This is a genomic window from Streptococcus hillyeri (genome assembly GCF_041081565.1).
Classification (GTDB): Bacteria; Bacillota; Bacilli; order Lactobacillales; family Streptococcaceae; genus Streptococcus; species Streptococcus hillyeri.
In genome coordinates this window covers 1,961,352-1,985,338 of record NZ_CP163513.1, presented here as the reverse complement: position 1 = coordinate 1,985,338, position 23,987 = coordinate 1,961,352, and the positions used below count along the sequence as shown (strand labels likewise).

Below are 23,987 nucleotides of genomic sequence, written 5' to 3'. Positions count from 1 at the left end.
GAAATGAAGAAAAAATATGCTTTTGGAGGCTTTATCCTTATGATGATTGGCCTTCTGCTGACAGGTGTTTTTGCTTTTGCAAGTCAAGAAAATACGACAGAAGAAATTGATAAAAGATGGATTTTGACTGGCCAAACCATTGATGAGATTTATATGGCAGGGATGAATCAGCCGGTGAATCTAGTCATTGAGCGCTCTGAAAAAAGAAATACTGAGGTAATTGTTACAGGAAAAGTTCCTGAGCGAAGTTTGAAATCACTGTCAGATAAACAATATACGAAACAATCGGATACTTTCCTGAGCTTGGCTTTTGAAGAGTTGAAGACTGGTTTAGGTACCCATCACATCAATATCAATGAAAATGCTCGTAAGCCTGTTACTATAAAGGTGTCTCTTGGTAAAGAGACTATTTTGAAGACGTTACATCTTGATTCTACGGGTGGCGCTGTTCATCTGCAACTTCCGAAAGATTTTCAAGCAAACTATCATTTAACAGCTGTTGATGGCGAAGTCAAGAACACTCCTCAGTCCGTCAATGGAACTCAAACTAACATTAAGGTGACCAATTACTATGCCAATATTATTGTTGATTAGATAAATATTGTCGCTAAGCAGAAAAAACTGGTGTATAATAGAAGAAATAAAAAGGAGAAATCGTATGACTTTCGTTTTAAATACTATTGTAGCGCTAATCGTTTTGAGTTTAGTAGCTGTAGTTATTCTACAAATCCATAAAAAAAATAAGCCTCTTCCAAAGAGGGAGTTTGGATACCTCAAGTGGGTTATCTATTTACTTAATCTGCTTATTGTTGGGTTAGGGCTTGGGGCTATCTTGGGTATTATTGGATTAATCCTCAACCTTTTTGGACTTCTAGATGTTTTACAAGAGTTCCTTAATGTCAGTGGTGGTCAAAATGGCTTCAGTTTTTCATTTGAAATGGTTAATCAGTCGCCATTTGCGACAATTGTAGATATGATCAATATGATCTCTGTTCTAGGAATCTTAATCTGCATGCGTGCTTTTATGAAAAATATTATTTTGGAAGAGATTTTCATTCCAAATAATGTGAGACTAGCACGTTTATCAACGATTTTCTTAGTGCTAGGATCATTGATTCGATCAGGTGTTGATACTTCAAGTATTGTCATGCATGGGCAATATGCAGAGAAGACCTATGAGTATAGTTTCTTTAGCTTAAATTACTTGTTAGCGGCAGTATTGGTATGGACCATGTCAATCATCTTGGAAAAAGCTATCGCTATTGCTGAAGAAAATGAATTCACCATCTGATTGGAGGTAGGGACATGATTATCGTCAATTTAGATGTGGAACTGGCAAAGAAAAAAATGAAATCAGGTGACTTGGCGGAGCGTATTGGCATTACACCAGCCAATCTTTCCATTTTGAAAACAGGTAAGGCAAAGGCTATTCGTTTTTCCACTTTAGAAGCCATCTGTAAGGAGCTTGGCTGTCAACCAGGAGATATTTTGGAATATCGTGAAGATGACTAGTTGTTGCCCTTGGGGCAGACAAATAGTAAGAAAGAGGGAGAAAATCCCTCTTTTTAAGGTTAAAATAAGTAATCGTTTTCATTTTTTGGTATACTAAAACCATAAAAACAAAGGAGAGAAACATGAAACAAGTTATTGGACAGACAGGTGTGGAAGGGTCACGTATTTCGCTTGGGTGTATGCGAATGGCTGCGCTAGAAGTGGCTGACGCTGAAAAGGTGATTGCGACCAGTCTTGAAGCAGGTATCAACTTTATTGACCATGCCGATATTTATGGTGGTGGTCAGTCTGAGGAACGCTTCCGTGATGCGGTGAAAAATCTAGGCATTGCGCGTGAGGATCTGATTTTACAATCTAAATGCGGTATTCAGCGTGGCTATTTTGATTTTTCAAAAGACCATATCCTTAATTCTGTTGATGGGATTTTGAAACGTTTGGATACAGATTACCTTGATTTTCTAGTCTTGCACCGACCAGATATTTTGGTCGAACCAGAAGAAGTTGCGGAAGCTTTTAGTCAATTAAAACAATCTGGTAAAGTCAAACACTTCGGTGTCAGCAATCAAAACCGCTACCAAATGGAACTCTTGCAGTCTTATCTCGATGAGCCATTAGCAGTAAATCAATTGCAGCTATCCCCAGCACACACACCAATGTTTGATTTTGGGGTTAATGTCAACATGCGTAACGACGCTGGTGTTAACCGTGATAGTGGCATTGTGGAATACTGCCGTTTGAACAAGGTGACGATTCAGGCTTGGTCACCATTCCAAATTGATCTTGGGAAAGGCCTTTTCTCAGGAAATCCAGATTACAAAGAATTAAACGAAACAATCAGCCGTTACGCTGAACAATACGGTGTGTCTGATGAAGCGATTATCATTGCATGGATTTTACGCCATCCAGCTAAAATGCAAGCTATCATCGGCTCAATGAATCCAGACCGCATTGCCAAAATCGCTAAGGCGACTGAGGTTAATCTGACGCGTCCAGAATGGTATGACATTTACCGCAGCGCAGGAAATGTGTTGCCGTAAGCGGCTGATTTAAACAAAAAAACGACTGTCTTCATCAGATGAGCAGTCGTTTTTGAGTGTTATCAGATTACCCTTCAATGTAATCAACCAATTCTTTTCCTTTTAATCCTGCATTGAGTGCAATCAGCAATTTCAATCTTGCCTTGGGTGCGTTGAGTTCTTTGACAAACATGACGCCCATTTCTTGAAGGGTTACGCCACCACCGTCATAAGCGTAAACAGGCTCAGCAATGCCATTGAAGCAACGTGAGACAAGGACGACAGGAACTCCTTGGTCAATCAGGTTTTTGAGTTCCAAAGCTGCGCTAGGCGGAATATTTCCAGCACCAAGAGCCTCGATGACCACCCCATCAATATTGTCAGGGCTGAGCAGACTAATGATACTGCCATCACCCATACCAGCGTAGGCTTTGATAATAGGAACAGTCCCTGAAATCTTATTCAAATCAAATCGTACACGAGGCTCGGCTGTTTTGAAAAAGAGAATATCGTGTTTCATGATGATGCCAAGTGGTCCGTGTGTAGGCGTTTGGAAGGTCGAAACATTGGTCGTGTGGGTTTTTGTCACGTATTTAGCAGCGTGGATTTCATCATTCATCACCACAAGAACACCCTTATCAGCAGCCTTGTCGTGACTGGCGACACGTAGGGCAGAGAGGTAGTTATACACCCCATCGCTTCCCAATTCATTTGAAGACCTCATGGCACCTGTGAGGACGATGGGAATTTCTGGGATAGCCATGGTATCCAAAAAGTAGGCTGTTTCTTCTAAAGTATCTGTGCCGTGAGTGATAACAATGCCGTCAAATTGCCCAGCTGTTTCACGGATTTTGTGGTAAAGAGCCAGCATGTGGCTTGGTTTGATATGTGGACTAGGAAGATTTAGAAAATCAACGACAGTCAGGTCTAAATGTTTCCAGTCAATATCAATCTGTGTCATGGGATTATTTTCGGTAGGATTCACATTTCCAGTATCATCAGCTGTCATGGAAATGGTACCACCAGTATGGAGAACTAAGATTTTTTTAGTCATAAATGAAAGCCTTTCTGAAAATGAATATGATATAATATAAGTATTGTAACACATTTCTGTAAGGGAATGAAGGAGACGCACGCTAGGAGAGATTTTCTTGCAGTGTAAGGTGTAAAAAATGATAGGTGAAAGGAGCAGTTTGTATGGCAGTCAAAGCAGTCTTTTTTGATATTGACGGGACACTGTTAAATGATATGAAAAAAGTGCAGCGATCAACCCAAAAGGCTATTTCTGAGATGAAAAAGCAAGGGATTTTAGTTGGTCTTGCGACTGGCCGTGGTCCAGGATTTGTCGCTCCTTTCATGGAAAATTTGGGGTTAGATTTTGCAGTTACTTATAACGGTCAGTACATTATTACGCGTGATAAGATTCTTTACCAAAACCAACTGCCAAAATCATTGATTTATAAGGCAATCAAATTTGCGTCAAGTAACCGCATGGAGATTTCCTTGGGATCAGCTGACGGTCTCCTTGGTTCTAATATCATCAATATGGGGACGAGCCCCGTTGGTCAAGTGATCAGCCGATTGGTTCCTAAAAAATGGACAAAATCAGTTGAGAGGGGCTTTAAATATTTGGTGCGCCGTGTGAAACCCCAAAATAGTCAGTACCTCCTCACGATGATGCGTCAGCCTGTTTACCAAATTGTCTTGATTACTACTAAAACCCAACTGCTTAGGGAAGAATTTCCAACTGCAACTGTGACGAGAAGTAGCCCCTACTCAGCGGATGTCATTTCTCAAGGGCAATCTAAGATAAAAGGAATTGCCCGTGTCGGTGAGGTCTTTGGCTTTGATTTGTCTGAGGTTATGGCTTTTGGTGATTCGGACAATGATATGGAGATGCTATCTGGAGTTGGTGTCGCAGTAGCGATGGGTAATGCCAATGAAGAGGTAAAAGCTGTTGCTCACTATGTCACAGAAACCAATAATAAAGATGGTATTGCGCAAGCTTTGGCCCACTTTGGACTAATCCATGTTGAGCAAGAAAAAGTCTTCGGTAGCCGTGACGACAACTTCAACCGAGTTAAGGACTTTCACCAGCTTATGGACGGTGAGACTTGCGAGATGCCTAGAGTTTATGATTTAGAGGAAGCAGGTCACCGTTCAGGCTTTAAAGCAGAAGAGATTGTTGAATTTCTCTACGCAACCAGCGGTGGCAATACAGACTTGTTTAAAAACGCTGTGGAAGACCTTCATCAGGCTGTGGATAAAGCGGTGCAGAAAGTGGAGGCAAAAGGAGAGCCTGTTGATAACCCTTTGGTGGGGCAAGTCGATGCCCTGACAGACCTTCTCTATTTTACCTATGGCTCGTTTGTATTGATGGGGGTTGACCCGAAACCATTCTTTGACACCGTGCATGAAGCTAATATGGGGAAAATTTTCCCAGACGGAAAAGCGCATTTTGACCCAATTACCCATAAAATCTTGAAACCAGATGACTGGGAAAAACGCTTTGCCCCTGAACCAGCCATCAAACGAGAACTGGATAGACAGATCCAAAAAGCGAAAATGAAACAAAGGAAAAAAGAAATCTGATAAAAGCTCCGTTGGAGCTTTTTACATGACATCAGAATTGACTTCTTCTTTTCATTTAAATGATTTTGCGCTATAATAAGGAACGTGATTGAAAGGGGGACTGCCCAGTTGTCGTCCCAGGTATTTGATAATGAAAGAATTTAATAAATCCTCAAAACTTGAACATGTCGCTTATGATATTCGTGGACCAATCTTGGATGAAGCTGAGCGCATGATTGCCAATGGAGAAAAAATTCTACGCCTTAATACTGGAAATCCGGCGGAGTTTGGTTTTACAGCACCAGATGAGGTGATTCGTGATCTTATTTTGAATGCTCGTAACAGTGAAGGCTATTCTAATAGTAAAGGGATTTTCTCTGCTAGAAAAGCAATTATGCAGTATTGTCAGACCAAGGGCATTCAAGGTGTGGATATTGACGATATCTACATTGGTAATGGTGTTTCTGAGATGATTTCCATCTCTATGCAGGCGCTTTTGGACAATGGTGATGAAGTGCTAGTGCCAATGCCTGACTACCCCCTTTGGACAGCTTGTGTGAGTCTCGCTGGGGGAAATGCGGTGCATTACCTTTGTGATGAATCTGCCAATTGGTATCCAGATATTGATGACATCAAGTCTAAAATTACTTCTAAGACGAAGGCGATTGTTATCATTAACCCAAATAACCCAACGGGAGCTCTTTATCCAAAAGAACTTTTAGAAGAAATCGTTGAGGTTGCTCGTCAAAATGATTTGATTATCTTTGCGGATGAAATTTATGACCGTATGGTTATGGATGGTAAAAAACATATTGCCATTGCTAGCCTAGCACCAGATGTGTTCTGTGTGTCAATGAATGGGCTGTCAAAATCTCATCGTATCTGTGGTTTCCGTGTGGGCTGGATGGTGCTCTCTGGACCTAAAAAACATGTTAAGGGCTACATTGAAGGGCTTAATATGTTGTCAAATATGCGCCTTTGTTCAAATGTCTTAGCCCAGCATGTGGTTCAAACTTCTCTAGGTGGTTATCAGTCTGTTGATGAATTGTTAATTCCTGGCGGACGCCTTTATGAGCAACGTGAATTTATCACCAAAGCAGTCAATGATATCCCAGGCTTATCAGCTGTTAAGCCAGAGGCGGGGCTCTATATTTTCCCAAAAATTGACCGTGAGATGTACCGTATTGATGATGACGAGGAATTCTGTTTGCAACTGTTAAAACAAGAAAAGGTCATGTTGGTACCTGGTAAGGGCTTCAACTGGAAAGAACCAGACCACTTTCGTATCGTCTATCTCCCTCGAGTGGAAGAATTGGCAACCTTGCAAACAAAATTAACACGTGTTCTTAATCAATACAAACGTTAAGGGTTAATCCTGATAAACATTGGAGGCTGGGCAAAAACTCGTCCAGTCTCTTTATTTTAGTTTTAAAATATCGTAAAACCCCTTGTTTCTAGTTCTAAAAAGGACTAAAATAGTAAAGGTAAACATTCAGAAATGGAGAAAAATCAGTGTTGCTAAATTGGCAGGATATTGTTTTTAATTTTATTGGTGGACTTGGTCTGTTCCTCTTCAGTATTAAATACATGGGAGATGGGCTTCAACAGGCAGCGGGTGACCGATTACGGTACTACATTGATCGTTACACAAGTAACCCGTTTTTAGGGATATTAGTAGGTTTGGCAATGTCGGCGCTCATTCAGTCGTCGTCTGGGGTGACGGTTATCACAGTTGGTTTAGTATCGGCGGGTCTGCTTAATCTTAGACAGGCAATAGGAATTGTCATGGGGGCTAATATCGGAACGACCGTGACTTCTTTCATGATTGGTTTCAAGTTGGGAGATTATGCCCTTCCGATGATTGCGCTCGGAGCAGCTCTGCTCTTTTTCACTTCAAATAAAAAACTGAATAATTTAGGTCGAGTTATTTTTGGTGTTGGGGGGGATCTTTTTCTCTCTCAATCTGATGGGAGATGCCGTTGATCCTTTAAAATCAGTTGATGCTTTTCGTGATTATTTGGCAACCTTGGGCGATAAACCGTTGATGGGGGATCTTATCGGTACTGTTTTGACCATGATGGTTCAGGCCTCATCAGCTATTATCGGAATTGTTCAGGGTTTGCATGGTAGTGACTTATTGGACTTGCAAGGTGCTATTCCGATTCTTTTAGGGTCGAATATTGGGACCTGTATCACAGCGGTTTTAGCCTCTATCGGTTCAACCATTGCTGCGAAGCGTGTGGCTTGGGCGCATGTGCTCTTTAATGTGATTGGTACTCTTATTTTTATGATATTGTTAGTACCTTTTACAGGTTTTATTGATTTGTTGCAAGGGCACTTACATTTGACACCTGAAATGACGATAGCCTTTGCTCACGGTGCATTTAATATTACCAACACGATTATTCTTTTACCTTTCATTGGTGTACTTGCATTTTTGGTTACTAAACTCATTCCGGGTCAAGAAGAGTCAGTTACTAAGTACGAGGCGCTTTATCTTGATAAAATTTTAATCACTCAGGCGCCAGCTATTGCCCTTGGTAATGCTAAAAAAGAATTGATTCACTTGGCGTCATATGCCATTCAATCTTTAGAGGCTTCCTATAGCTATCTAAAAACTGCTGATGAAAAGTATTCGGATTATGTTCACCGTTATGAAAAAGCGGTAAATACGATTGATGAGGAGTTGACCAACTATCTCATCGCCATCTCAAATGAGGCTCTCAATCCTTCTGAAAATGAGGTTTTAGCGGGAATCTTAGATGCTTCTCGTGATTTGGAACGCATTGGTGACCATTCTGAAGCCTTAGTGGTCTTAATTGATCATATGTTCAGTAAAGAAGCTCATTTTTCGGAAGAAGCAGATAGAGAATTACGTGAGATGTACCATAAGGCACACCGTATGATTTTAGACAGTATTCGAGCGATTACAGACGGAGATAAGGTCTTGTCTGAGGAGTTGCTAGAACGCCATAGTGACATTCAGCGTATGGAACGTCAAATCCGAAAAAATCATATCCGTCGTCTCAATAATGGCGAATGCTCAGCTCAAGCTGGTTTGAACTTTGTGGATATCTTATCACACTATACCCGCATGTCAGATCACGCAGCTAATCTTGCTGAAAAAGTGATTGAAAATCAATTATAATCTTGATTAGAAGAAGTGGGACTATTCTCGCTTTTTTTGTTTACAAATTTCCAAAAAAATCTTACAATATTAATATATTAACCGAGGTGAAAATTATGACAAGTAAGTTTATTAAAGCAGATACATTCTATTTTGCAGATGAAACAAAATCTGGTGGCTATTTGGCTTTAGTGGATGGTCGTTTTGGAGAATGGCAGAGCGATATTCCAGAAGGAGCAGAGGTTTTAGATTACACAGGCTATGCTATTGCACCAGGTTTGGTAGATACCCATATTCATGGTTACGGTGGTGCAGATGTTATGGATGCAGATCCTGAAGGTGTATTGCATATGAGTGAAGCGTTGCTATCAACGGGAGTGACTTCATTTTTACCGACGACTTTGACCTCTTCTTTTGAACAATTGGAAAAAGCGTCAGCTGCTATTGCCAGTGTAGCTGGCAGTGAAAAGGGAGCTAAAATTCAAGGTATTTACTTTGAAGGACCATATTTTACAGAAGAATACAAAGGAGCCCAAAACCCAATCTATATGTCCAATCCAAATCTAGCAGATTTTGACGCTTGGCAAAAGGCAGCCAATGGCCTTATCAAAAAAATCGCCTTGGCACCAGAGCGCAAAGGTGTAGCTGAGTTTGTAACGGCTATGAAAGAACGTGGTGTAACAGTTGCTCTAGGACATTCTAATGCGACTTATGCTCAGGCAAAGGCAGCTGTTGAATCTGGTGCGTCTGTCTGGGTGCATGTCTATAATGGGATGCGTGGTTTAACGCACCGTGAACTCGGTATGGTTGGCTCTGCTTATCACATTCCAAACACTTATGCAGAGTGGATTTGTGACGGACATCACTCAGTACCTGAAGCTGGTGATATCCTCATGAAACAAAAAGGTTATGACCATGTTGCTCTCATTACAGACTGTATGCGTGCGGGCGGTTGCCCAGATGGCGATTATATGCTCGGTGAATTTCCGGTTATTGTGGAAAATGGCACAGCTAGGCTCAAGTCAAATGGTAGCTTAGCAGGTTCTATCTTGAAATTAAAAGATGGGCTTAAAAATGTTGTCAAATGGGGTCTGGCAACACCAGCAGACGCCATCAAAATGGCAAGTCTTGTTCCTGCAAAATCAGTAAATATCGACAATGTTTGTGGTCAGTTAACCGCGGGATATGCCGCAGACTTTATTGTCCTTGATAAAGAGTTAAACTTAGTTGCAACCTATATTGATGGTGAAAAACGATTTGAAGCCTAGATGTGATGAAAAGGGGGGATTTCCCCTTTTTTACTTGACTTAGACCTAGTCTAAGGTGTTAGGATAGGAAGAAAACAAACTAAGGAGAATGTTATGAAGTATAGACCATTAGGGACGACAGATATGTCAATTAGTTCCGTTAGTTTTGGGACTTGGGCGCTCGGTGGTGATTGGGGCGATGTCACTGAGGAAAATGCCAAATCTGCTCTTAACCATGCAATTGATAGAGGTGTCAATTTTTTTGATACTGCAGATGTTTACGGTGGCGGACGGAGTGAGAAAATTATTGGTCAGGTCTTGAAAGAGCGTAGCGAACGTGTTTATGTAGCCACAAAATTTGGACGTCGTGATGATTTTACTAATCCTGAAAATTATACTTATGAAAAGGTTCGCCAGTATGCGGAAGAAAGCTTGCGTAATCTTCAGATGGATGCGATAGACCTCTATCAAATTCATTGTCCCACAACCGAGATTCTTACCCAATCGGATGTTTTTACAGTGCTTGAAGATTTGAAAAAAGAAGGACTCATTCGCTACTATGGGGTCAGTGTTGAGACAGATGACCAAGGAAAATTTGTCCTTGAAAATACAAATGCTAGCAGTTTACAAGTCATTGTGAATTTGCTTCGCCAAAAACCAGTGAAGGAAATGATTGCACTAGCCAAAGATAAACATGTTGGTGTTTTAGCACGTGTCCCACTTGCCAGCGGACTTCTAACAGGAAAATACAGTAAAAACTCTACCTTCCCAGAAAATGATCATCGTCATTATAATCGTGATGGCGCGGCTTTCAATGTTGGTGAAACCTTTGGTGGTCTTCCTTTTGACAAGGCGATTGAACTGGTTGACCAAGTACAATGGATTGGTAAAGAGCACGGTGGTTTAGCGACAGCATCACTCAAATGGCTCTTGCAACAAGAAGGGATTACAGCCGTTATCCCAGGTTTTAAGAGTATTAAGCAGGTTGATAATAATCTTGAAAGCCTAGAAGCTCTGCCATTTAGCCCGCAAGAGTTAGAACGATTGTCAGACTTCTATTGGAAAGAAGTCCATTCTCACATTCGTGGTGCTTACTAAGGAGAAGAACTAGGTTCTTTCTTGACTTAGACTTACTCTAAAGTGGTATGATGGGGACAAGAAAATTATTGAAAAACAATTGAGAGGAGGCTAGCGTGATTAGCATCAAAACGATTTCAGAGCAATTAGGAATCTCTGCGCATGCCATTCGTTTCTATGAAAAAGAGGGAATGGTCGACATTCCAAGAAATGACCGTGGCTTTCGTGAATTTGATGAGCGTAGCGTTGACCGCTTAAAAGCTATTGCCCATTACCGCCGTGTTGGTATGTCTTTAGAAGATATTCGTAAGATTTTGGCGGAATTTCATAATCACACACTATCAACAGAGTTACTTGAAAAAACAAAGCGCGATTTAGAGCAGCAAATCCACGATTTACAGGAAACACACCATTATTTAGTTGAAAAAATTAAAATTCATCGTCGGTTATCTGAGCTTGAAAATCAAGGACTAACAGAAAAAGAACGTACAGATGCCTATTATGATATTAGGCGTAAGGAAGGACAAGAAAATGACAGTGTTGGATAAAGTCAATAATCCTTCTGATGTCAAAAAGCTCAGCCTTTCGGAACTAGAAGACTTAGCCAATGATATCAGAGAACTTTTAGTGAATAAAGTCAGTAAAGTTGGTGGACACTTTGGCCCCAATCTCGGTGTTGTTGAGATGACCATTGCTCTCCACAAGGTTTTCAATGCTCCTGTGGATAAAATTGTCTGGGATGTCAGTCATCAGTCTTATCCTCATAAAATCTTAACAGGAAGAAAACAAGGTTTTGTGGACGGTCACTTCCATGATATCACTCCCTATACAGACCAAGAAGAAAGTGAGCATGATTTTTTCACCATTGGTCACACCTCTACATCCATTGCCCTAGCAGAAGGACTTGCCAAAGCGCGTGATATAAAGGGAGAAAAAGGGAATATCATCGCAGTTATTGGTGACGGTTCTATGTCAGGTGGTTTGGCATTTGAAGGACTTAATAATGCTGCGGAATTGAACAGTAACCTCATTGTGATCCTCAATGATAATGAAATGTCTATTGCTAAAAATTACGGCGGTCTTTACCCGCATTTAGCTGAACTTCGTGCAACCAATGGTCAAGCTAACAATAACCTCTTTAAAGCCTTTGGTTTTGACTATCATTATTTAGAAAATGGACATAGCATAGCAGATTTAATTGGTTTGTTTGAAGAAGTTAAAGATGCCAATCATCCTGTATTGCTCCATATTCACACCGAAAAAGGACACGGTGTGGACTGGGCTTTGAAAGATAAGCAGACCAATCACTGGCGTTCTCCATTCAATGTTGAAACTGGAGAACCTCTGAAACAATCACCAGCTAAGCCGACTTTTGAATCAACCATCGTGGATTTTCTTGAGGAAGAAATCGAAGCTGGTAAGCCTGTTCTTGCTATGAATGCGGCGATTCCAGGTGCCTTTGGTCTAGGTCGTATCGAAGCCAAATATCCTGATCATTATTGGGACTCAGGCATTGCAGAGCAACATAATATCAGTATGGCGACTGGATTTGCCACTGCTGGGGCTAAACCTTATATTTTTCACAGTGCCACGTTTTTACAGCGTGCTTATGACCAGATTTCTCACGATTTAGCGATTAATAAGGTTCCAGCAGTTCTGATTGTACGTGGTTCTACCATTACCAACAGTGACCGTACGCACCAAGGAACTTTTGAACGTGCTATGTTGGCAACCATCCCAAATCTCATTTATCTAGCGCCAGCCCATGTTGCTGAATTGAAAGAAATGCTGCGCTTTGCTAGTCAACAGACTGAAAATCCAGTCGTCATTTCCATTCCAGCACAACAAGATATGGAGGAGCAGCATGTCAAAAAAGAATTTGCCACTCCAAACTATGATATTGTTCAAAAAGGGAGTCGTGTAGCCATTCTTGGCCTAGGTGGATTCCTGCAATTAGGAAAAGAAGTCGCAACAGAACTTGAAAAATCTGGTATTACTGCCACTATCATCAATCCACGCTTTATTGCAAGTCTTGATGAAAAAACTCTGGAAAGCTTGAAAGACAACCATGAACTCGTGGTGACACTTGAAGATGGCTCAATAGACGGTGGTTTTGGTCAGCGTATTGCAGGCTTCTTTGGTCCGACAGAGGTGAAAGTTTTAGTCAAAGGCTCCCTTCGTGAATTTACAGAAGTTGTGCCACAAGCCGAACTTTATGATAGATACCGTCTCAATAAAGAACAAATTGTAGCAGATATCTTAGATATTTTAAAATAGGAGAATTAAATCATGACAACAGTATTTAACTTAAATGACGGACATAAAATTCCAGCCCTTGGCTTTGGAACCTTTAAAGCTGCTGATGGCAACGAAGCTTACCAATCAACACTAGACGCCCTCAAAGCTGGTTACCGTCACATTGACACGGCCGCTATCTACGGCAATGAAGAAAGTGTTGGCCGTGCCATTAAAGACAGCGGTATTCCACGTGAGGAACTCTACATCACAACAAAATTATGGAATGATTCCCATTCTTATGATTTGGCAAAAGCTGCGCTAGCAACGTCACTGAAAAAACTAGACTTAGATTATATTGACTTGTACCTTATCCATTGGCCAAATCCAAAAGCTTTCCGTGACAATTGGGAAGAAGCCAATGCAGAAGCATGGCGCTACATGGAAGAAGCCAAAGAAGCAGGTCTTGTCAAATCAATCGGAGTCAGCAACTTCCTTGTTCATCACTTAGAAGCACTAGCAAAAACAGCTAAAGTGACTCCGTCTGTCAACCAAATTCGTTTAGCACCAGGATGCTACCAAGGGGAAGTTGTTGAATATTGCCGTAAGCATGATATTGTCATCGAAGCTTGGGGACCTCTTGGACAGGGAGAACTTTTTGGGAATACTGACATGAAAGCCTTGGCTGAAAAATATGGCAAAACCATTGCCCAAGTGGCTCTTGCTTGGTCATGGCACGAAGGCTTCTTGCCATTACCAAAATCCGTTCATGAAGCACGGATCAAAGAAAACATGGACTTTGCAGACATCGAACTCAGTCAAGAAGATGCAGAGTTTATCAAAAACATCTCAGGCCTGACAACAGCACCAGACCCAGACAATGCTAATTTCTAACATTAGGAGAGCTTAGGCTCTCTTTTAAATTTTGAGCATAAAAAAGCAAGAATATTTTAAAGGAGTTAACATGAGACTAGATTTATGAGAGGATTTGTGATAAAATAAACGAGTAATGGGCGTGACCCAAAAAAATATTAGGAGGCTCGAAATGCCATTAGTTTCAGCAGAAAAATTTGTCCAAGCAGCTCGTGAAAACGGCTACGCTGTCGGCGGATTTAACACAAACAACCTTGAGTGGACACAAGCTATCTTGCGTGCCGCTGAAGCAAAACAAGCTCCAGTTCTTATCCAAACTTCTATGGGTGCTGCTAAATACATGGGTGGTTACAAAGTGTGTCAATCACTTATCGCTAACCTTGTAGAATCAATGAACATCACTGTTCCAGTTGCTATTCACCTTGACCATGGTCACTACGAAGACGTTCTTGAGTGTATCGAAGTTGGTTACACTTCAGTAATGTTTGATGGATCACACCTTCCAGTAGAAGAAAACCTTCGCTTGGCTAAAGATGTTGTTGAAAAAGCTCACGCTAAAGGTATTTCAGTTGAGGCTGAAGTTGGTACTATCGGTGGTGAAGAAGATGGAATCATTGGTAAAGGTGAACTTGCTCCAATCGAAGATGCAGTAGCAATGGTTGAAACTGGAATTGACTTCCTTGCAGCTGGTATCGGTAACATCCACGGTCCATACCCAGAAAACTGGGAAGGTCTTGCTCTTGATCACCTTGAAAAATTGGCTGCCGCTATCCCAGGTTTCCCAATCGTTCTTCACGGTGGTTCAGGTATTCCTGATGAGCAAATCGTTGCAGCAATCAAACTTGGTGTTGCAAAAATCAACGTAAACACTGAGAGCCAAATCGCATTCTCAAACGCAACTCGTGAATTTGCACGTAACTACGATGCAAACGAAGCAGAATACGACAAGAAAAAACTCTTCGACCCACGTAAATTCTTGGCACCAGGTATCAAAGCTGTTCAAGGTGCTGTTGAAGAACGTATCGACGTATTCGGTTCAGCAAACAAGGCATAAAAAACTGCGATATAATCTCTGATTACGAGCAAATAAAGCATAAGAATCTGCGAACAAATCTTTGATTTGGAGCAAACAAAGCTTAATCTAACGTTGAATAAAAAATAAAAGGATTTCCGATTAGGGAGTCCTTTTCTTATTTGGGGAGGATTTTTTGAATCTGGATTCACAGGAATAGGTCACATGCTCAAAAAATAGGCATTAGATTTTATCCTTTTTTTGAAAGTTAAAAAACCGATAATGAGAAAAATGTCTATTTAAAGGGATTGAAAATCAGAATGAAAACAGTCTGGGACTGGCATCTGGAGGGATATAGAATTTATTTTCTATAAGAAATAAAATTGAGAATCATCATGTAAAGGAATTAACTTGAAACACATGGATTGTCTTCAAGTGATATAATGTAGTGATGGTTTTAATAGATTAAAACATACTAAGATTAGAAGTGGTAAAGGAGGGAAAATAAATCTTTTAGAGCTATATATTAAAAATAGGAGGATAATAAACTTATGATTAAAAAAGTTTATAGATGGCTTAGTTTAATAGTCCTTTTACTGAGCCGATTGACAGGTTTGCTAACGGTGGCGATTTCAGCCGAGAAGGGCGATAACTGCTATATTTGGTGGACAAATACAGAGATGGTTTAGGAGTAGAGAGAAATGAATAGTTTAAAAAATAAACTGTTGGCACTATTAGGGCTAGTTGTTTTCATAGTGTCGGGTGGTCACTGTTTTAACTGGACCTCAGTTCAAGCTGAAAGTGGATCGTCACAATATGCAGGTCGTTATCAAGCTTACAGTTCAGCGACAGCTGATGGAGTTTACAAGATTGATATTGCCAAAATTGGCAACGATGGGAAATTATCGGAAGAAATGGTCGCTTACTGTTTACAGTATGCCTACGCCTTTCCAGGCTCTGTGAACAATGAGCTGAGACCGGCTATTTATGATAAAACTGATTTAACGAATACTGATATTGACAATTTTGACAGTAAAAAAGATAAGTTAAATGCTATTCTTTACTATGGTTACCCAACGGACGGCAACCATTATGTGGAAGATAAGGTTATCAGTGCGACTCGTTTGCGAGCCTTAACCCAGTATGCCATCTGGAATGTTACGGATGGAAAAACTGCCAAGGACTTCCACTTATCTGGTAAGGAAGAAGAGATTTTTAATAAGTTGATTTCTGGTGACTTGACAGCACCTGCTGATTTTAAACCAGTTTTCTTTAAAAATGATCGGACCCTTCAGGCGAGTCCGACTGCTCTAAAAAACAAGAAATATTATCAGCACTTAATAGCTAGTGAAAAAGCGCCAGTCAGTTACAAGGTGTTTGCTCAGAAACGTTGGTCAACCGCACCAAATCCTTTAGCTGAAACAACAGTTACTTTCAAGCTAGTGAATAAAGATGGTAGCAAAGCTGAGGAGATTAGTGATGGAGATGCTGAAAAAGTATTGACAACAAAAGCTAAGGAAACAGCTTCTAATGTGGTAACTTGGGAAAATCTACCAAAGCATGCTAGCAATTATAAAATCATTGAAGTTGGCAAAAAAGAAGGCTTTATGGCAGGTCCTTTAACTGGAACAGGTCGTGAGGACTCACCTTATACGATAACAAATGATAAAACAGATACTTTATCTATTCCAAATATTGAAGTTACAAAAAAATGGGAAGACAAAGCAGTAGATGCAGATAATATCTATTTTGGAATCTATCGTATTTCTGAAGATGGCAGTGAGACGTTAGTGACACAAGAGCAGATTGATTATCCTCAAGCTAAGGCTACTTTTATCAATCCTAAAAAATTAGAACGGAATCGAGTTGACTGGAAGCAAATTCAACTTTCTTTGTACAAAGTACCTGGTGACAGTACTAGTGAACGTTACCGATATGTAGTAAAGGAACTTCGTAAAGTAGAAGGTGATAAATTCATTGACTGGAGTTATCCGGGTTATGAAACAAGTTATAAAGTCACTTATACAGCCCAAGGCTCTATGACTGTTGTTACAACCAACAAGCAAACCAATAAATTCCGCTATCAATTTGGTAAAGTTGGTACAGATGCGAAAGAAAAGCAATTAGAAAATGCGGAACTACGCATTGTAAAAGTTACTAAAGAAGGTGAAAAAGAAACGACTTCAACAGTAGATAGCTGGACAACAGATGGGTCATTGCATGAAACTACCTTGGAGGCTGGAACATATCGCCTAATTGAAGACAAGGCGCCAGAAGGTTATGATGTAGCAACTATTTCTGAGTTTACAGTTTCAAGTGAGGGGGCACTGGAGTTTACAAAAAATAAAGATAATGTTGAAGTAGATCAGGATAAGACTACGGTTCAACTCATTAACAAAAAAGAAGTGGAAACTTCTGTGACCTTTAAAAAACAAGATTCAAAAGGTCAAGCATTGGCAGGTGCGACATTGGTTATCACAAATCCGAACACCAAAGAGACTGTAGCTGCTTTCAAGACAACTGATAAGGAACGTACGCTCACGCTTCAACCAGGTACATATACTGTATCGGAAGAAGAAGCACCAGCTAATTATGTAGCGGTTAAACAGTTTAATTTTACGGTTAATGGGCAAGGGGGAGTTGGTGATTTAAAGAAAACATATGAAGCAGATATGATCACACTTGCTAATCAAACGATTACTATTGTTGATAAAGATGCTCAGAGATTGGTTTTGAAAGCTCAGAAAGACTGGGTCAACAAGCCAGAAAATACACCAGATGTATACTTCCAATTGATTCGAAAAGCTGGTGATTCTGATACAGAATTTGTAGAGAAGAAGAAACTTGAAAAAGGACAAACAACTGTAGAATTTACAAACCTAGATACTCATGGTAAGAATGGAATTCCTTATGTTTATAATATTTTGGAAGTTAATAGCGAAGGAAATACTTGGCAGTATGAAAATTACACTTCTAAAGTTATAAAAGAAGTTGATAATGCGCAGGCGTATGGCGAAGGCAATGATACTTGGATTTGGGAAAACACTTACACTGCACCAATTATTAAAGTTGAAAAAATAGTTCGTTTCAGTAAAGTTGCGGTTAACGGGACTAAAGAGCTTGAAAACGCTCATTTGAAAGTTGTTGAAGGGGCTAATGCCGAAGGACAAATCGCTGTTGATTCTAAAACTAAAAAAGAATTGACTTGGGTTTCAGGTAAGAATCAAAAAGAATTTACACTAGAAGCTGGCACCTATACAATGGTGGAAACACAAGCTCCAGACGGATTCTTGATCGCGGAGCACATCACTTTCACAATTGATGAAAATGGTGGTATTACCCGCACAGATAAAGAAACTGTGGCAAACGACACTATTGTGATGAAAGATGAATACAAGCGTTACGACATAGAAATCAGTAAACAAAACATCGCTGGTAATATTCTTGAAAATGCAAAAGTCACTGTCCGCAACAAAGCAACAGGTGAAGTTGTTTCTGATGTGAATGGTGTCAAACTTGAAAACTATGTGACAACTAAAGAAAACATGAAAGTGAAGTTGGAAGCAGGTGAGTACACATTTGAAGAAAATGCGGCACCAGCTGGTTACGATGTAGTAACAACGTTCACATTCACAGTAGACAAGAATGGTAAGGTGACAACAACAAGTACAGAGGCGAAAGCTAAGGATTCTGTCTTGACTGTCATTGACCAAGCTACAAAATACAACATCGAAATTAGTAAACAAAATCTTGGTGGTGAAGAATTAGAAAAAGCCGAAATTGAAATCTTTAAAGCCACAGCTGATGGTAACAGAGTACATGTTACTAAGTGGGTTTCTAAAAAAGAAGTTCATAAATTAACCCTTGAAGCAGGCGATTACATTTTTGTCGAAAATGCAGCTCCAGCAGGTTACGAAAAAGTTTCAGAAATTCACTTCACAGTCACAACCGATGGTAAGGTCAAAGTTACTAAAGTTGGTGATTCGAAAGAAGAATCTGAAATTTCTAAGACAGCTAAAGTAGAGGCAGCTAATGAAAATAAACTAGTTGTCATCGACCAAGCTACCAAGCATGACATCGAAATTAGTAAACAAAACATCGCTGGTGACATTCTTGAAAATGCAACAGTTACTGTTCGCAATAAGAAAACAAATGATGTTGTTTCTGATGTGAATGGTGCCAAACTTGAAAACTATGTCACAACGAAAGACAACATGAAAGTGAAGTTGGAAGCAGGTGAATACACATTTGAAGAAAATGCGGCACCCGCTGGCTACGATGTAGTAACAACTTTCACATTCACAGTAGATAAAGATGGCAAGGTGACAACAACAAGTACAGAGGCGAAAGTTAAGGATTCTGTCTTGACTGTCATTGACCAAGCTACAAAATACAACATCGAAATTAGTAAACAAAATCTTGGTGGTGAAGAATTAGAAAAAGCCGAAATCGAAATCTTCAAAGCCACAGCTGATGGTAACAGAGTACATGTTACTAAGTGGGTTTCTAAAAAAGAAGTTCATAAATTAACCCTTGAAGCGGGCGATTACATCTTTGTCGAAAATGCAGCGCCAGCGGGTTATGAAAAAGTATCAAATATTCATTTTACAGTAACCGCAGATGGCATGATCAAGGTGACTAAAGTTGGTGATTTAACGGATCCAGCGTTGATGTCTAACACAGCTGAAGTAGTGACAATGAAAGGTAATAAATTAGTTGTTACGGACCAAGCCAAACAACATGACATTGAAATCAGTAAGCAAAACCTTGGAGGCGAAGAGCTAGAAAATGCCAAGATTGAAATCTTTAAAGCGACTGAAAAAGGTGAAAAAGCGATAAGTATTGCAGATTGGACATCTACCAAGGAGTCTCATAAACTCACGCTTGAAGCAGGCGATTACATTTTTGTCGAAAATGCAGCGCCAGCGGGTTATGAAAAAGTTACAGATATTCATTTTACGGTAACCGTAGATGGTAAAGTGAACGTCACAAAAGTTGGTGATTCAACTAAACAAGATGACATGTCTAAGACAGCTAAAGTAGATGCTGAGAAAGCGAATAAGCTCATCGTCATTGACCAAGCTACGAAACACGATGTTGTCATCAGTAAAGTTAACCTAGATGGCAAAGAGCTTGAAGGTGCTGAGATTGAAATTTCAAAAGACGGTAAAGTCGTAGAATCATGGAAATCAGAAAAAACGGCTAAAACAATCAAGTTTACAGCTGGAGATTATATCTTCCATGAGAAAGCAGCACCAAAAGGCTATAAAGTTGTGACTGACATTACTTTCAATGTTTCAGAAGAAGGTAAAGTCACAGTAGTTAAGACGACAACAAGCGGTAAAGCTGAAGTTGTAGACAATAAATTAGTTGTAACCGATGAAGCCGAAGAGCCTAAAGCCCAAGAAGTAATTATCAGCAAAGTTGATATTGCAGGTCAAGAGGTAGAAGGCGCTTTTATCACTATCTATAATGAGTTAGGGCATATTGCAGATAATCGCATAAGAGAGCATGACCCAGCAGAATGGACTTCTAAAAAAGGTCAAGTCTTTAAGTTAAAATTACTTCCAGGTACATACACCTTTGAAGAAAAGGTTGCACCAAAAGGATTACAAAAAGTTACGAAGTTGAAATTCACAGTTGATGCTCAAGGAAAAGTAGCTGTTGTATCTAAAGGTGTTAATGATGATGCTACAGAGGCGAAATCAGAAGTAAAAGATGACAATAAGCTCATCGTTACAGATATGCCAGAAACTAAAGATGTTGTCATCAGTAAAGTTAACTTGGGTGGTGAAGAACTTGAAGGTGCGGAAATTGAAATTTCTAAAGACGGTAAAGTCGTAGAGAAATGGACATCAGAAAAAACAGCTAAGACAATTAAGTTAGAGGCTGGGGACTATATCTTCCATGAAAAAGTAGCGCCAAATGGTTACTTGAAAGTAACCGACATCACTTTCACAGTAAGTGAAGATGGTCAAGTAACTGTTAAAGATGCAGCTGGCAATAAAGTAGATTCTACAGATAACAAGTTAGTTGTTACAGACCAAGTTGCTCCAACTACAGAAACAAGCACTACAGCAAGTGAAACAACGACTGAAGCGATTGCAAGTGAAACAACAGTAAGCGAAACGACAACAGAAGCGATCACAAGTGAAACAACAGTGAGTGAAACAACAGTGAGTGAAACGACAACAGAAGCGATCACAAGTGAGACAACAGTGAGTGAAACGACAACAGAAGCGATCACAAGTGAGACAACAGTAAGCGAAACGACAACAGAAGCAATCACAAGTGAAACAACAGCAAGTGAAACGACAACAGAAGCAATCACAAGTGAAACAACGGTTAGTGAGACTACAACTGGTGTAAGTACAAACACTACAGCAGCAAGCGAAATATCTTCTACTGAAGCAAGTACAGGTAATACAACAGAAAAAACAGATCGTGGCAATAAAGGTGAAAAAACCAAAGCTGGGTCTAAAAAATCTCAATCTATTTTGCCAAGAACGGGTGAACAAGTAGTATTGTGGATGAGTGTTGCTGGATCAATTCTTCTTGTAGCACTAGCTGCGTTCATGTACCTAAAAATTAAAAATCATAATTTGTAAAAATGATTAGTAGTATTAGAGTTAGTAGTGTAAACTCTTGATACCTAGTTATAAATTAGACTCTTTACCAGCTTGTACTGGGGGTGAAGATCTAAGTTTGAGAGAAGGCTAAATATTTGGTCTTCTCTTTTTCTTTTTTAATATTTCGATTTGATTTTTGCGAGTATAAAGAGTTATTTAAGCTATTTTCTTCTTGCCTCCTTTAGTCCAATCAATATCTATACCTAAAATATGGCTCAGAAATGTTGTTTATAAAAATCATGAAGTATAAAATCATTATTGTTTGAATTTTAGGTAAATTTACAGTTTGCAGTATTGTTCGGATATGGTTGCAATTGACCTTGTTCAAGTCTTCTTTTTAAGCTATAATGGTTAAAGTTAGTATAGAAAGTTAAACTAAAAATTCGCAAACTATTTGCTGAGTGGTTTAACGTCAATTTTTATTTTGAAATGAATGAGTAGTATGTTAAGGGGGACATCGCACTAGATGAAAAATCAAGATAGACAAGTTTATGGATTATCGACAGCAATCGCCTTAATTGTTGGGGTTGTTATAGGATCAGGGATTTATTTTAAGGTTGATGACATTCTATCCTATGCGGGTGGAAATGTTGGACTGGGGATGTTGATTATCGTTCTAGGGTCATTTTCCATCGTATTTGGAGCTCTGAGTTTGTCAGAATTAGCGACGAGAAATGATGATGAAGGTGGTATTTTTTCTTACTATATGACCTACCTCCATCCAGGCTTGGCCGCCTCACTTGGCTTGTTTTCAGCCTACGTCTATCTTCCTGCCCTAAATGCGGTCGTAGCTTGGGTAGCGGCTAGCTTTACATTAGGAAGCGGCTCTAAGCTAGAATATCAGATTCTCCTAGCGGCAGTCTACCTGATTCTCCTAGCTCTTATGAACCTGTTTTCTCGTATTTTGGCGGGGCGCTTTCAATCGTTATCGACAGTGCTCAAAATCATTCCTCTTTTAGCGATTGCCCTTGTAGGGCTTTCTTGGGGAAAAGCGGTGCCTGAAATTCCGCAAGGCCTGACACCAATTGAACCGCGTGAAGTGGGGCTGGGATGGTTATCTGGACTAATGCCTCTCTACTTTGCTTATGATGGCTGGACAGTCGTGGCAAGTATTGCACCTGAATTGAAAAATCCTAAGAAAAATCTTGCCAAAGCCTTTATTATTGGACCACTTGTGATTCTTACTCTGTATCTGGTATTTTTCTATGGCTTAAGTCGTATTTTAGGACCTAGCTTTATTATGACAACAGGAAATGATGCTGTACTTCATGCGACAAAAATGATTTACGGTGAAACCATCAGTAAGTTGCTCTTGGTGATTATCATCATTGCTGTGCTCGGGGTGTCAAATGGTTTGATGCTGTCTAATATGAGGCTTCCACAGGCCTTTGCTGCACGTGGTTGGATTAAAAATAAACAGTTTGCAAAAGTTGACCGTCGCTACCAACTCTCAATCTCAGCTAGTTTATCAACCGTTGCTGTGACCTTGCTTTGGTTAGGTATCCATTACTTAGCGACAAAATATCATCTGCTTCCAGGAAGTGATATTAGTGAAGTAGCTATCGTTTTCAACAATATGTCCTTTATTCTCCTTTATGTGGCAGTAATTGGCTTGTACCGAAAGGGAGAAATTACCAACAAATTAACGGGGCTCTTTTCTCCAATTTTTGCGATTTTATCTATTATTGCACTTTTTGTAGGTAGTCTTTTGACAAACTTTGTGATGGCAACCTCATTTATGCTCTTTTGCCTCCTTTTCTGTTTGGGAAGCTTTGCCCTTTACCGAAAAAATACAGGTCAGAAGTAAAGGATGCTTTAGCGAGAGCGTTATGAAACAATCTGAATAAAAAAATGAAGAAATGCCTTGCGCTAGTCACCGAATTATGATAGAATATTCAAGTATGTGGTGCTAGCACATCCGAACATATTCTACCTAGGAGGAAAAAACGAAATGGCTAAAGTATGTTATTTCACAGGACGTAAAACAGTTTCTGGTAACAACCGTTCACACGCGATGAACCAAACAAAACGTACAGTTAAACCAAACCTTCAAAAAGTTACAGTTCTTATCGACGGTAAACCTAAAAAAGTTTGGGCTTCAGCTCGTGCTCTTAAATCTGGTAAAGTTGAACGCGTTTAATTAAAAATCGACCAACTTGGTCGTTTTTTTGTGCCTAAAAATCGAAAAACTTCTATTTTTTTACAAGACTTGGTAAATATGGTAGAATAAAGTGATAGAAACTTTTGAAATATAGAAAGGAACTAAACCGTTCAAAGAGCTATGAAGAAAAACTAACTTTACGAGCGGACTTGGTATCTTATTATGACTGTAAAAATCAATACAAAAGATGGTCAAATCGAACTTGCTGATGATGTTATCGCTACTGTTGTAGGCGGTGCGACAACAGAAATTTTCGGTGTTGTTGGTATGGCGAGCAAGAGTGCGATTAAGGATAATTTCCAAGCACTTCTAGGAAAAGAAAATTATGCCAAAGGTGTCGTTGTCAAATCAACAGAAGACGGCATTGCAGTTGATGTTTACACTGTTATGAGTTACGGTGTTAAAATCAGCGAAGTCTCAAAAAATATTCAAGAACGTGTTAAATTCAATTTGGAAAGTCAATTAGGGATTTCTGCAAGTGCAGTGAATGTCTATATCCAAAATGTGAAGGTCGAGGGAGAATAATC

The 23,987-nt window shown here is 39.8% G+C and carries 17 protein-coding genes and 1 pseudogene; 17 read left to right on the top strand and 1 reads right to left on the bottom strand.

The genetic code is table 11. The features are described from left to right. The first annotated feature begins 3 nt into the window (after positions 1-3). From AB6M99_RS09730 to AB6M99_RS09715, 4 genes are all read left to right on the top strand, one after another. Positions 4-594 (top strand): hypothetical protein, encoded by a 591-nt coding sequence (locus AB6M99_RS09730; RefSeq protein ID WP_121835163.1) that lies wholly within the window; start codon positions 4-6, stop codon positions 592-594. Positions 595-658: 64 nt separating this feature from the next. Further along, positions 659-1,291, top strand: a complete 633-nt coding sequence (locus tag AB6M99_RS09725) for a DUF2975 domain-containing protein (protein ID WP_121835165.1) — start codon at positions 659-661, stop codon at positions 1,289-1,291. 14 nt (positions 1,292-1,305) lie between these two features. Continuing rightward, the gene (locus AB6M99_RS09720) at positions 1,306-1,512 is read left to right on the top strand and encodes a helix-turn-helix transcriptional regulator (protein WP_121835167.1); all 207 of its coding nucleotides are present in this window, start codon (positions 1,306-1,308) and stop codon (positions 1,510-1,512) included. A gap of 122 nt (positions 1,513-1,634) precedes the next feature. Beyond that, positions 1,635-2,549, top strand: coding sequence for an aldo/keto reductase family oxidoreductase (locus tag AB6M99_RS09715; protein ID WP_121835169.1), 915 nt, complete (start codon positions 1,635-1,637; stop codon positions 2,547-2,549). 67 nt (positions 2,550-2,616) lie between these two features. Here the strand turns inward: AB6M99_RS09715 and AB6M99_RS09710 are convergent, their stop codons facing one another. Further along, positions 2,617-3,582, bottom strand: a complete 966-nt coding sequence (locus AB6M99_RS09710) for an asparaginase (RefSeq protein WP_121835172.1) — start codon at positions 3,580-3,582, stop codon at positions 2,617-2,619. 143 nt (positions 3,583-3,725) lie between these two features. On the opposite strand from AB6M99_RS09710, the gene AB6M99_RS09705 reads away from it, so the two are divergent. From AB6M99_RS09705 to AB6M99_RS09645, 13 genes and pseudogenes are all read left to right on the top strand, one after another. After that, complete coding sequence (locus tag AB6M99_RS09705; RefSeq protein ID WP_369350673.1) at positions 3,726-5,120, top strand: Cof-type HAD-IIB family hydrolase; 1,395 nt, start codon at positions 3,726-3,728, stop codon at positions 5,118-5,120. Between the two features lie 130 nt (positions 5,121-5,250). Further along, positions 5,251-6,465, top strand: a complete 1,215-nt coding sequence (locus AB6M99_RS09700) for a pyridoxal phosphate-dependent aminotransferase (protein WP_121835176.1) — start codon at positions 5,251-5,253, stop codon at positions 6,463-6,465. A gap of 146 nt (positions 6,466-6,611) precedes the next feature. Then, positions 6,612-8,247: pseudogene (locus AB6M99_RS09695) on the top strand (Na/Pi cotransporter family protein). 95 nt (positions 8,248-8,342) lie between these two features. Then, complete coding sequence (gene nagA, locus AB6M99_RS09690; protein WP_121835180.1) at positions 8,343-9,494, top strand: N-acetylglucosamine-6-phosphate deacetylase; 1,152 nt, start codon at positions 8,343-8,345, stop codon at positions 9,492-9,494. Positions 9,495-9,587: 93 nt separating this feature from the next. After that, positions 9,588-10,571 carry an aldo/keto reductase gene (locus AB6M99_RS09685; RefSeq protein WP_121835182.1) on the top strand — a complete coding sequence of 328 codons (984 nt, stop codon included), beginning with the start codon at positions 9,588-9,590 and terminating at the stop codon, positions 10,569-10,571. 95 nt (positions 10,572-10,666) lie between these two features. After that, positions 10,667-11,098: a MerR family transcriptional regulator gene (locus AB6M99_RS09680; protein ID WP_121835184.1), complete on the top strand. Its 432-nt coding sequence runs from the start codon at positions 10,667-10,669 to the stop codon at positions 11,096-11,098. Then, entirely contained in the window at positions 11,082-12,827 is a 1,746-nt protein-coding gene (locus tag AB6M99_RS09675; RefSeq protein ID WP_121835186.1) for a 1-deoxy-D-xylulose-5-phosphate synthase, read from the top strand. The genes AB6M99_RS09680 and AB6M99_RS09675 overlap by 17 nt, the downstream gene beginning before the upstream one ends. A gap of 12 nt (positions 12,828-12,839) precedes the next feature. After that, positions 12,840-13,679 carry an aldo/keto reductase gene (locus AB6M99_RS09670; protein WP_121835188.1) on the top strand — a complete coding sequence of 280 codons (840 nt, stop codon included), beginning with the start codon at positions 12,840-12,842 and terminating at the stop codon, positions 13,677-13,679. Positions 13,680-13,830: 151 nt separating this feature from the next. Further along, a complete protein-coding gene (locus tag AB6M99_RS09665; protein WP_121835190.1) occupies positions 13,831-14,712 on the top strand; it encodes a class II fructose-bisphosphate aldolase in 882 nt (293 codons plus the stop codon). Positions 14,713-15,371: 659 nt separating this feature from the next. Continuing rightward, positions 15,372-21,278, top strand: coding sequence for a SpaA isopeptide-forming pilin-related protein (locus tag AB6M99_RS09660; protein ID WP_369350668.1), 5,907 nt, complete (start codon positions 15,372-15,374; stop codon positions 21,276-21,278). A gap of 487 nt (positions 21,279-21,765) precedes the next feature. Then, positions 21,766-23,106 carry an APC family permease gene (locus AB6M99_RS09655; protein ID WP_121835194.1) on the top strand — a complete coding sequence of 447 codons (1,341 nt, stop codon included), beginning with the start codon at positions 21,766-21,768 and terminating at the stop codon, positions 23,104-23,106. Positions 23,107-23,250: 144 nt separating this feature from the next. After that, positions 23,251-23,439, top strand: coding sequence for a 50S ribosomal protein L28 (gene rpmB, locus AB6M99_RS09650; RefSeq protein ID WP_018164578.1), 189 nt, complete (start codon positions 23,251-23,253; stop codon positions 23,437-23,439). Positions 23,440-23,622: 183 nt separating this feature from the next. Beyond that, on the top strand, positions 23,623-23,985 hold the full coding sequence (locus AB6M99_RS09645; RefSeq protein ID WP_121835196.1) for an Asp23/Gls24 family envelope stress response protein: 363 nt from the start codon (positions 23,623-23,625) through the stop codon (positions 23,983-23,985). Positions 23,986-23,987 lie beyond the last annotated feature (2 nt).